Raw genomic sequence first — 14,416 nt, 5'->3', positions numbered from 1 at the left:
TACTCCTAAAACATTGCTTTCCTAATCAACACTGAAACACCCTTAGGTGCATATCCCGCTACCGTTGATCCCTTTGGTACGGTAATCCATCCTAATCCTTCAATTACTAAGTCACTTCTATCAGTAACTTTAAATTCATGCCTTTGTAACTCTACCACATTATCTTTTTCAGTAGGTGGGGTTAAAAGTTCCCCAGCATGTTTATCAAAAAATTCATCTGCATTTTCTAATTTAGTTCTATGAATCATTAAATTATTATCAGCATAAACCGTAAATCCGTGGCGTTCACCAGAAATAAAGTCAAACCGTCCAATTGCACCTAAAAATAGTGTTTGTCCTGGATCTAATTGATAAGTTTTAGGCTTAATTCTTTTCTGTGGTGAAACATACTTTAAATCTTTAGAACCTAAGTAATGCGCCATCTGTCCCTCATGAATTACTCCTGGCGTATCAATTAGTTCCTTTCCATCTTCTAAAGGGATTTTAATTAAATCAAGTGTCGTACCAGGAAACTTAGAAGTCGTAATAACCTGTTTCTCGCCGGTACTTTGTTGAATGATCTGATTAATTAAAGTTGATTTTCCGACATTCGTCACACCTACAACGTAGACATTACGACCTTTTTGATGCTTGGAAATCGCCTTTAGTAAATCATCCACAGACTGATTGGTTTTAGCCGAAACCAATTCAATATCAATAGGGCGAATCCCGTTTTTATTGGCCATCTGCCGCAACCAATCCTTAACTTTATTATGGTTAAAAGACGATGGAAGTAAGTCAGACTTATTACCAACTAGAATGATTGGGTTTTTGCCCACAAAACGTTGAATTCCAGGAATCATACTTCCATCAACATCAAAAACATCCACTACATATACTACCAGTGAATTAGTTTCACTAATTTTACTCAATAATTTTAAAAATTCATCGTTAGAAACACGACTCGGTTCAATTTGATTGTAGTGACGCAATTTAAAGCAGCGTTGACAATACAATTTCCCGGAATCGATTCCTTTCTTAATAGCAGAAGTTGGGGTATAACCAACGGAATCTGGATCAGTATCCTGAATCTCTGCTCCACATCCGATACAATATAGGGGTTCCTTACTTTCATCGTTATTCATTAATCAATATCATCCTTCCACTTCAAATCATCATACTTGCGCATCAATTTAGTGTAAACAAAGGCCTCAAAAAAGCGATTAATACGCGTATTCCATGCATCTGAAGTAACCAAGGGCTTTACTAAGATACTTCGAATTCTAGTATTATTAGCTGCCCAAATATCCGTTAAAATCTGATCACCAACCATCACAACTTGACTGCGCTTTAAATGATACGTTTTAAGGGCCCGTAAAATACCAAAAGTTAGTGGCTTTAAAGCACGGGCTACAAATGGTAATTGAAGACTATTCAACGCTTTTTCAATCCGTTCGCGATTATTATTAGAAACAACGATTACTCTGATCCCATAATCACGAATTCGTTCTAACCATTCATGTAACTGAACGGTCCCCTCAGGATTGTTCCATGGAATTAGAGTGTTATCTAAATCAGTTAAAATCGCACTAATCCCATAACTTTTAAGTTTTTCTGGGGAAATTTGATAAATATTATTAACCATCCAAGTTGGTTTGAATAATGATAGCATATAAACCTCTCTGTAAATAAGAATTGATGTTTCTATTTTAAATCATTTATGTATAGATTGGGAGCATCCCAATCCGATAAAAAAACTTCCACCAAACAAAAGCGGTGAAAGTTTTTTAGCTTATTTTAATGCTGCTTTGGCTTTTTCAGCTAGTGCAGAGAAAGCATCCGCATCGTTAACTGCTAAATCAGCCAACATTTTTCTGTTCATATCAATGTTAGCAAGCTTCAATCCATGCATGAATTTACTGTAACTCAAACCGTTGTTTCTAGTAGCGGCATTGATTCTAGCAATCCAAATTTTTCTGAAGTTACCCTTGTTGGCACGACGGTCACGAAAGGCATACTCTTGTGACTTCATTACTTGATCTTTAGCAGTTTTGAACAAACGATGCTTAGCACCGCGATATCCTTTAGCTAATTTAAGAACACGTTTACGACGATTACGTGTGGTAGTTCCACCTTTTACTCGTGGCATATTAAAATCCCCCTATACAAACTATATTATTCGCTTATTTTTGTAGTAATTCTTTGTAAGTCTTCAAGTTTGACTTAGCCATCATACGTGTTCCACGTAAGTGTCTACGTTGCTTCTTAGTTTTACCGTGGAAACGGTGACTAGTGTAGGCATGACCACTCTTTAGGCCACCATTAGCAGTCTTTCTGAAACGTTTAGCAGCAGCACGATTTGATTTCAATTTTGGCATATTATATTCCTCCTCATCGATTCATAACTCAGCTCACTGAATTATTTCTTTTCATTCTTACTTGGTGCAAGCATTAAGAACATACTTCGGCCATCCATCTTTGCTCGTTGAGTAACATCGGCAACATCAGAAGTAGCCTCAGCCATCTTATTAAGAACATCTCTTCCAATACTTTTATGAGTAATGGCACGTCCCTTAAATCTAATAGAAACACGAACACGTTCGCCCTTTGTTAAGAACTTCTTTGCATTCTTGAGCTTAGTATTAAAATCATTACTATCAATTGTAGGACTTAATCTAATTTCTTTAACGCTAACCGTCTTTTGACGCTTACGAGCTTCACGCTCTTTCTTTTGACGATCAAAACGATACTTCCCGTAATCAATTATTTTAGCTACGGGTGGTTTAGCCTTAGGAGCAACTACAACTAAATCCAAATTAGCCTCTTCAGCAATTGCTAAAGCTTCCTTAGTAGATTTAATTCCTAATTGATCTCCATTAGCACCGATTAATCTCAATTCACGGGCATGGATGCCCTCGTTAACCATCTTATCTCTTGCTATGGTAATTCACCTCCAAGTAATTTTAAGCAGAAAAATAGCGGATGCCACAAAGCACCCGCTACACCTAAAAATATTAGGACTTTCATTCGTAGATTGCCCAGCGATCAAAATCACTCAGGCGAGAAGCGGGAAGCTTCTGCTTTTGACTATACTATCGTACCAATCTTATTTAACTTTGTCAACAGACTTTGATTTAGCATCATCGTCATCGTTTCTAGAATAGGTAGCAATATCATGAAGAACTTCAGAGATAAAGTCATCGATCGACATATCTCTACTATTATCTTCACCATATTTACGAACTGAGACCGTATTGTTCTTAATCTCATCATCACCAACAACAATTGTATATGGAATCTTCTTAGTTTGTGCATCTCTAATTAGATAGCCCATCTTTTCACCACGTTCGTCAACGTTGGAACGTAATTTTAAGGCACGGAATTTTTCGTTTAACTTACGTGCATAATCACCGTGTTTGTCATCACTGACCGGGATGATCTGAATCTGATCAGGTGCAAGCCAGGTTGGAAAGGCCCCCTTATACATCTCAATTAGATAAGCTGTAAATCTTTCCATTGTCGAAACAATCCCTCTATGAATCATAACAGGACGATGTTCCTTCCCATCTTCTCCAACATAGTGAAGATCAAATCGTTCTGGCAACATGAAGTCTAACTGAATGGTAGATAAAGTTTCTTCATTTCCAAGAGCCGTCTTAGTTTGAACGTCAAGTTTTGGACCATAAAAGGCCGCTTCACCTTCCGCTTCAACATAATCAAGGCCTAAATCGTCCATAGCACCCTTTAACATTGTTTGTGCCTTATTCCACATTGCATCATCATCAAAGTACTTTTTAGTGTTCTTAGGATCACGATAACTTAATCTGAAAGTATAATTATTAATATCAAAGTCATGGTAAACTTCCATCATCAAATTCAAGATCTTTTTAAATTCTTCTTGGATTTGATCTGGAGCAACAAAAGTGTGACCATCATTCAAAGTCATTTCACGAACTCGTTGTAAACCACTAAGAGCACCAGATTTTTCGTATCGATGCATCATTCCTAATTCAGCAATTCGTAATGGTAGTTCCTTATATGAACGAATATGGTGGTTATAAATTTGAATATGTGATGGACAATTCATTGGACGAAGCTCAAGCATTTCGTCATCATCCATTTTCATTGGTGGGAACATGTCATCTCGATAATGATCCCAGTGACCAGACTGCTTGTACAAGTCAAGATTAGCTAGGACTGGAGTGTAAACATGTTGGTAACCATGTGCAATTTCCTTGTCAGTAATATAACGTTCGATGGTTCGACGAATCGTAGCACCCTTTGGCATCCAATAAGGAAGTCCTGCACCAACCTTAGGATCAACAAAGAACAGATCAAGGTTATTCCCAATCACACGATGATCACGTTCCTTAGCTTCTTTACGGTGCTTTAAATCCTCATCCAAAGCATCTGCTTTAAAGAAAGCTGTTCCATAAATTCGTTGAAGCATTGGGTTTGATGACTTACCTTCCCAGTAAGCACCAGCAACTGACAATAACTTAAAGTGCTTAAGATCTTTTAGACTTGGAGCAACAACACCCTGTGCTAATGTTTTGACACCATCAATGCTATAAAAAAGAATGTTATCTGAATCAATTTTAGCAATTAATTTAGCTTGGTAAGGATCTCCATCAACTTCTTTTAATGCATCATCTTTACTTAAGTAAACTCTGTTAACCGTTGCATTGTTTTTGATGATTTTTTTCATTTTAGAAGCTAATTCTTCAAGTTCATCTGAACTAACCTGACGATCTTCCTTATCAGTGTCAACAAAGAAACCATCCTTATCAGCGGAAATTTCACCAATTCTGATATCATGATACTTCTCTTTTACCGCTGTCTCTAGCAATTGAGCAGCACCTTGTCGTAAAATTTGAAGACTTTCATCCGAACCAGAGGTAATAATATCAATCTTGCCACCTTGGTCTAAGGGTTGCATTAGATCAATCATTTTACCATCCAATTTAGCAGCCACGGCTTTTTTAGCCAAACTAACTGAAATTGACTTAGCAATGTCTTCAGCAGTTACACCAGAATCAAATTCTTTCTTGTTGCCATCTGGAAATTCAAATGATAATTTAGCCATTCTATTCATTCCTTTCATAAAAAAAGTCCCTAGTAAATAAATACTAGGGACGCCATTTAGCGCGGTTCCACCCAAATTCGTCCATAAACTGGACATCTCGTTTAAAACCTATTATTAATGTCATTAAATAAAGGCGGTAAGTCAATTACTCCAAACAGATAGTTTCCAGAAAACCTATCCTCTCTGTGAATCTTGTAATTACTCATATCCTTAACAACTATCAGTCTAAACAACGACTTGTTTCATGTCAAGAATAATCCTTATTTATTCCGTCGGTTTCTGCCGTTTAATTCGACTGGCCTTGATAAAAATTTTATCCGTTCCATCAAACGCTTGGCCTTCAAGGGTTCGTCATCACCCTGCGAATTGATTTTTAGATGCTCTTCTTCCAATTGATCCATCGAAAAATTAGAACTGAAAAAAGTCGGAAGTTCATTTTGCATTCGATATTCTAAAATTACGCCAAGGATATCATCCCGAATCCAAGATGACATCGAGTCCGCCCCAATATCATCAATCATCAAAATCGGCGCGGTTTTAATTTCATCAAGTTTTCCACCAACTTGATTATTTCCAATTGCATTTTTAATTTCCACTGCAAAGCTAGGAAAGTGAATCAAAACAGTACTAAAGCCATCTGATGCTAATCGGTTAGCAATTGCTCCAAGTAGATAGGTCTTCCCAACTCCAAATGGACCATACAAGTACAATGCCTGCTGAAATTGCTTGGGATTGTCCTCATATGATTCAATAAAGTCAAGGGATTTCTCAAGCGCCTCAGCCCGATCAGCCGTTTGATCATAATTACTAAGACTTGCTTTCTTGATTCCCTTTGGCATTGAAATGGATTTAATTCGAGAAGCAAATTGTTCCTGCTTCTGTTTATTAATCAATGCTTGAGTTGGTCGATAAGAAACATCAATTAGATGATCACTTAAAACTAACGTGGGTTGATAACCCTTCGCAAAGTTTTCATTACCATCTTTTAATTTCTTCTTTTCATTTACAAACTCATACAATTTAGAAGCCGACCGTTTCACTACGTCATCACTAAGCTCTTTTTTATGTTCTTTTAAAAATTGTTTTACGTCCGGATCAGAATAAACAGAATTCATTAATTGTTGGTAATTCTGATTGAGATTTTTCTTTTTCATCAACTCACTCATTTCATCACTAACATTTTTCATGTTTATTCATCTCCTGACTTTTTATTCAATGACTTTAATTTTTCCGAAATTCGTTTCCGTTGTTCATCAGAAAGTTGCTTATCACTTTGCTTTGCTTTTCCTGGCTTTGCCCAATCAGGAAGAGTTTCTCTGACGTTTCCATGTTTTCTATAGTTTCTTTTTCTATTACCTTTACTCTGAACTTGATTTTCCTGATGATGCTTAATGTCATTAATTGCTGCCGCAGCACCATTAATTTTTCTTTGTGACCAATCATTAGCAATGGTATCAATCAAATTTTTATTGATAGTTGGTTTCTCCTCATCAATTAAAATATGATAAACAAGCATGTTAATGGCACCGTTACTTAACGTATTACGGTTAACTAATTCCGATAAAATTCGTTCTTCCGCAGAAGTCGTGAATCCACCCTTCTCATTCTTTAAAGAATCAAGAAAATCAACCGGAGCGGAAGTCTCCGCAATTTGCGCCAACTGTTGTTCTTGAGATGATAAATCTGATTTACCCTTAACCGCTTCAGCAGTTTGGTTAGATCTATCGTTTGAATTCTTAACGTTCATTTGATTTCTTCTTGAAACTAAAATCTTAAACTTTTGGGGATCAAAGCGATTATTAACTAAATTACTAGCTTTTTCAACGTATTGGGCCATCTCGATTTCACTAATTCCGTATAAACGATTGGTGTTACTTAATAACGTTTCATACTTCTTAATGCTCTCGGTTTCAACAAAGGAGTTATCTAAAATATTCAATAATAACTTAAAATCAAATTGATCATTTTGGAGTTTGTCATTGGATTGATCTTCAACTTGACTGGTTTTATCTTTGACCTTTTTAATCACATTGGGTTGGTTATTTACCCGATTATTATTAACGGAAAATACCTGTAAAAAATTATGAGTTTGATCATCTAAATCACTAAAGTCCAATTGTTTCGGTAGCATCTGATCCGATAGTTGTAAATAACGATCTTCGCCCACCATTTCTAATAATAGTAAACTAAGCAAACTATCATTAAAAAACAAATCAGGCTCCAAGGGAGTAACAACATCATACTTGTATAATCCCATTTCATCAGAATGATCCAGGTATGTTTTAAGTAATCCAGTACCTTCAAGCTTCATCAATGCATCCTGAAGTTCCTTGGCATCAATTCCCAAATCAGACATTAATTCAAAGTTAACGTGCCGACTATCATCAACTAACCATAAAAAATTGTATAAAGCATACGCATTTTTCCCAATGATTGGCATGTACAATAAGTCAATATAATGGCGTTCAACGTTACTAATTGGTCGTTTTCGATAAACTTCAAAGTCACTTTTAGGATTAATTCCGTTGATCATTCTTTATTCTTATCCTCGTTATTCTCTTCTTCATCATCCATCAATTCTTTGAGTTTGTTATAAAAGACAGACATATCTTTAAACTGTCGATAAACACTTGCAAAGCGAATATAGGCAATCTCGTCAACCTCTTTTAATCCCTTCATAACACCCTCACCAATTGTCTGGCTTGAAACCTCATGACTACCATCATCAGCGTCATAGGCAATTTTTTCAACTTTATCAACAATGTGATTCATCTGTTCCATAGAAACTGGTCGCTTTTCAGAAGATCTTACGATTCCTCTTAAAATTTTAGAGCGATTGAATTCTTCTCGATCACCATTCTTTTTTACAACTAACAGTGGCGTGGATTCAATGATTTCAAAAGTAGTGAAGCGAAATCCGCATTCTTCGCACTCTCTTCGCCGACGAATACTTTCGCCATCTTTAACACGACGACTTTCTAAAACTTTTGAACCAATATGATGGCATCGTGGACATTGCATTTTTTCACCTTCATTAACTACACATCACTTACTAATGTGTACCAATCTTTAACCAATGATTTCAACTGAGCTGGAGTTCCCGAATTATCAATGCACCAATCCGATAATTGGGACTTAATCGACTGTGACCATTGCGAACCAATCATTTTACTTGCTTGACTAATCGAAACGTTATTTCTTTTCATTAACCGTTTTATTTGAATCATAGGATCACAAGTAATCATAAGATTACCATCCGTCAGGGTTTGAAAACCATTTTCAAAAAGAGTCGGCGCATTTAAAATTACTAAATGACGATCTTGTAACTGATTTAGTTCCTCTTTGACAGTCCGAAAAACAAACGGATTAACGATCTGAACCAATTGCTTCATTTTATCATGATCGGTAAACACCATTTTACCCAAAGCCCTTCGGTTAACTTGGCCATTACTAATTGATGCAGGGCCAAACAATTCGTAAATTTGTTGAATTAAATCATGGTTATTCTGTTCTAATTCATGTGTAATTGCATCTAAATCAAGCGTAGGAATTCCCAGTGCAATTAAATCATCACTGGCTGCCGATTTTCCAGTTGCAATTCCACCCGTTAACCCAATTACTTTACTCACTCAAATCACCATGAACTCTTTGACAGTATGGACAAAAGCTGGTTCCTCTCTGAGCAACTTTGATTTTTTCGATGGGAGTTCCACATCGTTCACATGGTTGTCCCTTCTTACCATAAACATGAAGATGATTTTGAAAGCTACCTTCCTCACCAAAAGCATTTTTATAGGTAAAAACCGTGGTCCCATGACCTTTGATTGCCAACTGAATTTCTTTAATAATATTTTCTCTTAAGGTCTCAATCTCTTGATCACTTAAATAATTAGTAGCTTGTTCGGGATGAATTTTTGACAACCACAGTGTTTCATCAGCATAAATATTTCCAATCCCAGCAATATTAGATTGATCTAACAAAAAAGCTTTGATTTTTCGATGTGATTTATGCAACTGCTTTTTTAAATAGTCAAACGTTAAATCTTCTTCAGTCGGCTCAGGTCCAATTTTATTCAATCCTGACAAGTCATAAACTTGAGAATCCTTAACTAAATTCATTTTACCGAATTTTCTTGTATCGTTATACCGCAATTCACGTTCATCATTTAAATGAAAAACAACGTAAGTGTGTTTTTGGTTCTCAGTTCCCTCAGGAACAACGTCATATTTCCCTTCCATTCGCAAATGAGAAACTAACGTATAATCATCGCTTAAGCGAATTAAAAGATACTTTCCTCTTCGATCAATCTGTAGAATTTCTTTTCCAGCTAACATGTTTTCAAATTCCTTAGCTGGCATATTCAACATTTTTGGATACAAAGCATCCACAGATACAATTGTTGTACCTTGTACAAGATTGGTTAAACCTCTTCTGATTGTTTCAACCTCAGGTAACTCAGGCATCCCTACACCCCATTATTTTTTAATATCATACCAATTTGGACCATAATGACTTTCAACCTTTAATGGTACATCTAAATCAACTGCTGAATCCATAATACTTGGAACTAATTTTTCCAACACTGGAATTTCATCCTTTGGTGCTTCAAAAATTAATTCATCATGAATTTGAAGTAACATCGTAGCTTTTAAACCACGCTTTTTTAATTCCCTTTGCATCCTAATCATCGCAACCTTAACAATATCAGCAGCACTCCCCTGAATTGGGGAATTCATTGCGGTTCTTTCAGCAAATGAACGCTTCTGAAATTGTTTAGAGTTAATGTCTGGCAAATAACGGCGACGCTTCATAATGGTCTCCGCGTAGCCATGATCCTCAGCAAATTTTACACTATCTTCGGTATACTTTTTAACACCTGGATATTCCCTAAAATACTTATCAATGAATTCCTGAGCCCGTTTTCTGGAAATTCCAGTATTTTTAGCCAGTCCATAAGCACTAATCCCATACACAATTCCAAAGTTTACGGCTTTAGCCTGTCTTCTAAGCTCTGAAGTTACATCCTCATTACTTGGTAGTTCAAAAATCCTTCGTGCAGTAGCGGCATGAATATCTTCACCATTTTTAAACGCTTCCTGCATATTCTTATCCCCAGAAATGGCCGCTAAAACTCTTAGTTCAACTTGAGAATAATCAGATGAAAAGAGCTCCCAATCCTTGTGACGTGGAACAAATGCTTCTCTAATTTTGCGTCCTTCCTCAGTTCGAACGGGGATGTTTTGCAAGTTTGGATCAACCGATGATAATCGACCAGTCTGAGTTAACGTTTGCAAATAACGGGTATGAACCTTATGATCACGAGAATAAATATCCTTCTTGATTCCATCAATATAGGTTGAAATTAGTTTTGAAAGCTGTCTGTAAGCTAACACATTATCGATAATTGGATTTAATCCGGCCAGTTTTTCTAAGACATCAACTGAAGTTGAATACCCGGTCTTAGTCTTTTTAACTACTGGCAGTTTTAGTTTATCAAACAGAATCTCACCCAATTGTTTTGGCGAGCCAATGTTAAACTCTTCACCGGCTTCTTGATAAATAGCCTGTTCAATTTCAGAAAGATGCTCGGTAAACTTACTTTTAAGTGCTTCTAAAGTATCAACATCAACGGTAATTCCCTCAATTTCCATCTCGCTTAGAACATAAGATAAAGGAACTTCCATGTTGCGATAAAGATCCAATTGATTGTGCTTTTTCAGATCGTCAATCATTTTATCCTTTAATTCGTCAATTGCCAATGCTTTTCTAACAATGTGAGTAAAAAAGACATGATCATCAGCCGGAATTTCTTTTTTCTTCCCGGTTCCATAAACTTCACTATCCGGCTTAACCCCATAGTAATTATGACGATTAGCCACCTTAGCGAGATCATTACTGTTATCCAAGGTGTTCAACAGGTACGATGCAAGCAACATATCAAAATCAACACTATTTAACTTTATGTTCTCCCGATTTGCAGCCACAATCTGAGCTTTGGCGTCAAAAACATTCTTTTTAATGTTTTTATTCTCTAAAATGTTTTTTATTTTGGGATCATCTAAGAGATCAATATCACGACTTACATACCAGTGGTTCTGATTACCAATAACAAAACCTGCAAAGGGTGCCACGTGATAATTTTCCTCCAGCATTTCAATGTTAAACACAATTTCTCCAGATAGCTGGTCTAATTCATCCAAATTATCCTTAGTTAATACAGTATATTTAACGTCTGGAAGCTTTTCAGCATCCTGATTACTAGCACCTTCCATTTCTCGTAAAAATGATTTCATATTCATTTTTTTATAAAAATCAACTAATTTGTCATTATCAGCTCCATCATATTTCAAATCTGACAATGAAATTGTGAGTGGTGCATCACGATCAATAGTAGCTAATTTTTTCGAAAGCAAAGCCTGATCTTTGTCCCTAATTAGATGTTCTTTTAATTTTTTACCAGAGACCTCATCAATGTGCTCATAAAGGTTCTCAATACTTCCAAATTGCTGAATTAATTTTACAGCGGTCTTAGGGCCAACCTTTTCAACTCCAGGATAGTTATCCGAATTATCACCTTGAAGTCCCTTAACATCAATAATTTGTTCTGGGGTAATTCCCATCGTTTCTTTTACAAATGAGGGGGTATACTTCTCAATTTCACTAACACCCTTTTTGGAAATCGCAACGGTCACTTTATCCGAACAAAGTTGAGTAAGATCACGATCACCAGTTATGATGGTGACGTGATAACCCTTTTTTGAGGCTTCTTTAGCAAGGGTTCCAATAATATCGTCAGCTTCATAATTTTTTAGTTCATAGGTTTTAATACCACGATCATGCAGTAAGTCCATAACAAATGGAAACTGTTCTCTCAATTCATCGGGCATTTTGGCGCGTCCAGCCTTATAATCTTCATACATTTTGGTTCTAAAGGTTGTCTTTCCTGCATCAAAAGCAGCAAGGGCTGACGTAGGTTGAACATCCTTTAAAATATCGTCTAGCATTCGGTTAAAGCCATAAATGGCACTGGTATGCAAGCCATCTTCGTTGGTAAAACGCTCCAATGAAGTAAATAACGCAAAGAATGCTTTATACGTTAAAGAGTTCCCGTCAATTAATAATAATTTCTTGTCTGCCATAAAATTCTCCTTTAGAATTAATTACTATTATTTTAACACTTATAATCAATTCAACTGCGAAAAAAAACATGACCCGTTCGGTCATGTTTTTTATGTTAATCTCGATTATTTCCAAAAATACCAAAGATTTCGAGAAGGAAAGTAAATAAGTTAAGAAAATCAAGATATAACTGAAGTGCTCCTGAAATTGCTAGCCCATTGACATTAATTTCACCAGCATATTGATTGTACATTTTCTTTAAGTTTTGAGTATCAGTAGCACTCAAAGCAGTAAAGATAATGATTCCAATTGCTGAAATAAATAATTCAATCCAAGGGTTTCTTAAGAACAAATTAATTACCATCGCAATGATTAAAGCAATCAAAGCGGCAAATAATTGAGTACTCAACTTAGTTAAATCCTTATGGGTGGTAAATCCAATTGCACTCATCACTAAGAAGATACTTGCGCTGGATACTAATGCTGCCCCAATGGTTCCTAGGTTAAAGGCAATGAAAATGTAACTAAGCGAAAAACCAGTTAGAACCGAGAAGACTAATAAACCAATAAAACTTAACGTCGGATTGCTTTGAGCAAATCCTGAAATCACAAATGAAATAATAAACCAAACTACTAATATGACTAAGCCAGAAGCTCCACTACTAATGTTTGGCATAAAAACACTACTTAAATATGCAGAAATAGCAGAAATCAACACTGCAATTCCCATAATCCCGTATACTTTGGTAAAAAACGCGTTGAGTCCTGCGTTGTCTCCAACCATTCGACGACCGCTTTCTCCATCAAAATTATTCATTTTTTATTCTCCTTTAATTAACCTTCTTGCTCAAGTGACTTAATAATTCTTCATACGCCCTCTCATATTTTTGAATATCTCCAGCACCCATAAATATTACCACGGCATCGTGATATTGCAACAGAGGAGACATATTTTCTTCCTCAATCAGGTCACCATCTTTGGTAATCTTATTGACTAAGTCCTCACTTTTAACGTGTCCAGACTTTTCTCTAGGCGAACTATAAATTTTAGTAACGTAAACCTTATCAGCTTTACTCAAAGTTTTAGCAAAATCATCAAGGTACGCAATGGTACGACTAAAAGTATGGGGCTGAAAAACAGCAATAATTTCCTTATTTGGATATTCTTGTCTTGCAGCATCCAAAGTAGCTTTAATCTCAGATGGATGGTGAGCATAATCATCAATGATCGTCATATCGCCAACTTTAATCTGAGAAAAACGACGCTTAACTCCCTTAAAGGTTTGAAGTTCTCGTCTAATTTCATCTAAGTTAACGTCTTCAAAGTAAGCAACTGCGATTACGGCTAATGAATTCAAGACGTTATGTTCACCATACAATGGAATACTAAATTCTCCGAGATCTTTTCCATTATACTTAACGTTAAAAGTTGATCCGGCAGTTGTTCTCTTGATGTCAACGGCCTGAAAATCATCATCATCACTAGTTCCATAGTAATAAATGGGAACCGACGCCTTTAGCTTTCTTAAGTTCTTATCATCGCCCCAAGCAAAAATAGCTTTCTTCACTTGATTTGCAAACGTTTGAAATGCATCAAACACATCTTCAATCCCGGTGTAATAATCAGGATGATCAAAATCAATGTTAGTCATAATTGCATAATCTGGATAAGTAGCTAGAAAATGTCGGCGATACTCATCAGCTTCATAAACAAAGAAACGAGCATCAGGAGTTCCCTTACCAGATCCATCACCAATCAAAAAGTCAGTTGGAGCAATGCCACCAAGTACGTGAGATAGTAACCCAGTTGTACTGGTTTTACCATGGGCTCCACAAACCCCAATACTCGTGTAACCTTCAATTAATTCTTCAAGAAAATCTGGATAACTATAAATTTTTAATCCTAATTCTTCGGCTCTCTCAATCTCAGGATGAGTATCAGGGAAAGAATTACCTTTAATAATGGTCATTCCCTTTTTGATATTATCAGGATTAAATGGTTCAATCTTAATTCCAGCATTTTCTAGTCCCTGCTGGGTAAATGTATATTTCTCAATGTCAGATCCCATGACCTTGCAGCCACGATCATGCAGAATCAGTGCCATTGCACTCATTCCGGTACCTTTAATTCCCACAAAAAAATAAGTGGTATTTTTATTAATATTAGTCATTTTAGTTGGAATCCCCTTTTTATTGTCTGATTTAATCATACCAATTAAAGTAACGAAAAT

General features: G+C 36.1%; 14 protein-coding genes and 1 other annotated feature. All 14 genes read right to left on the bottom strand.

The features are described from left to right. Positions 1-5: 5 nt before the first annotated feature. On the bottom strand, positions 6-1,124 hold the full coding sequence (yqeH, locus tag LfDm3_RS02550; protein WP_039143912.1) for a ribosome biogenesis GTPase YqeH: 1,119 nt from the start codon (positions 1,122-1,124) through the stop codon (positions 6-8). Next, entirely contained in the window at positions 1,124-1,669 is a 546-nt protein-coding gene (locus LfDm3_RS02545; RefSeq protein WP_328284172.1) for a YqeG family HAD IIIA-type phosphatase, read from the bottom strand. The genes yqeH and LfDm3_RS02545 overlap by 1 nt, the downstream gene beginning before the upstream one ends. Positions 1,670-1,771: 102 nt before the next feature. Continuing rightward, on the bottom strand, positions 1,772-2,128 hold the full coding sequence (gene rplT / locus LfDm3_RS02540) for a 50S ribosomal protein L20 (protein ID WP_010021582.1): 357 nt from the start codon (positions 2,126-2,128) through the stop codon (positions 1,772-1,774). Positions 2,129-2,162: 34 nt separating this feature from the next. Further along, on the bottom strand, positions 2,163-2,357 hold the full coding sequence (rpmI, locus tag LfDm3_RS02535) for a 50S ribosomal protein L35 (protein WP_010021583.1): 195 nt from the start codon (positions 2,355-2,357) through the stop codon (positions 2,163-2,165). 41 nt (positions 2,358-2,398) lie between these two features. Continuing rightward, positions 2,399-2,905, bottom strand: a complete 507-nt coding sequence (gene infC, locus LfDm3_RS02530) for a translation initiation factor IF-3 (protein ID WP_010021584.1) — start codon at positions 2,903-2,905, stop codon at positions 2,399-2,401. Between the two features lie 38 nt (positions 2,906-2,943). Next, positions 2,944-3,068 (bottom strand) — a sequence feature (ribosomal protein L20 leader region). A 17-nt stretch (positions 3,069-3,085) separates the two neighbouring features. Continuing rightward, positions 3,086-5,065, bottom strand: a complete 1,980-nt coding sequence (thrS, locus tag LfDm3_RS02525; protein ID WP_039143908.1) for a threonine--tRNA ligase — start codon at positions 5,063-5,065, stop codon at positions 3,086-3,088. Between the two features lie 260 nt (positions 5,066-5,325). Further along, on the bottom strand, positions 5,326-6,252 hold the full coding sequence (gene dnaI, locus LfDm3_RS02520; RefSeq protein WP_039143906.1) for a primosomal protein DnaI: 927 nt from the start codon (positions 6,250-6,252) through the stop codon (positions 5,326-5,328). A gap of 2 nt (positions 6,253-6,254) precedes the next feature. Next, complete coding sequence (locus LfDm3_RS02515; protein ID WP_039143904.1) at positions 6,255-7,598, bottom strand: DnaD domain protein; 1,344 nt, start codon at positions 7,596-7,598, stop codon at positions 6,255-6,257. Further along, positions 7,595-8,086, bottom strand: coding sequence for a transcriptional regulator NrdR (gene nrdR / locus LfDm3_RS02510; protein WP_010021591.1), 492 nt, complete (start codon positions 8,084-8,086; stop codon positions 7,595-7,597). Before nrdR ends, LfDm3_RS02515 begins: the two co-directional genes overlap by 4 nt. 17 nt (positions 8,087-8,103) lie before the next feature. Continuing rightward, positions 8,104-8,694 carry a dephospho-CoA kinase gene (gene coaE, locus LfDm3_RS02505; RefSeq protein WP_052236579.1) on the bottom strand — a complete coding sequence of 197 codons (591 nt, stop codon included), beginning with the start codon at positions 8,692-8,694 and terminating at the stop codon, positions 8,104-8,106. Continuing rightward, on the bottom strand, positions 8,687-9,529 hold the full coding sequence (gene mutM / locus LfDm3_RS02500) for a DNA-formamidopyrimidine glycosylase (RefSeq protein WP_039143902.1): 843 nt from the start codon (positions 9,527-9,529) through the stop codon (positions 8,687-8,689). Before mutM ends, coaE begins: the two co-directional genes overlap by 8 nt. A 12-nt stretch (positions 9,530-9,541) precedes the next feature. After that, positions 9,542-12,205, bottom strand: coding sequence for a DNA polymerase I (polA, locus tag LfDm3_RS02495; RefSeq protein WP_039143900.1), 2,664 nt, complete (start codon positions 12,203-12,205; stop codon positions 9,542-9,544). A 95-nt stretch (positions 12,206-12,300) separates the two neighbouring features. Further along, a complete protein-coding gene (locus LfDm3_RS02490; RefSeq protein WP_010021598.1) occupies positions 12,301-13,002 on the bottom strand; it encodes a Bax inhibitor-1/YccA family protein in 702 nt (233 codons plus the stop codon). Between the two features lie 13 nt (positions 13,003-13,015). Continuing rightward, the gene (gene murC / locus LfDm3_RS02485; protein ID WP_039144007.1) at positions 13,016-14,347 is read right to left on the bottom strand and encodes a UDP-N-acetylmuramate--L-alanine ligase; all 1,332 of its coding nucleotides are present in this window, start codon (positions 14,345-14,347) and stop codon (positions 13,016-13,018) included. Positions 14,348-14,416: the final 69 nt, after the last annotated feature.

The organism is Fructilactobacillus fructivorans, assembly GCF_000814735.1.
Lineage (GTDB): Bacteria > Bacillota > Bacilli > Lactobacillales > Lactobacillaceae > Fructilactobacillus > Fructilactobacillus fructivorans.
This window is presented reverse-complemented; position numbering and strand designations above follow the sequence as displayed.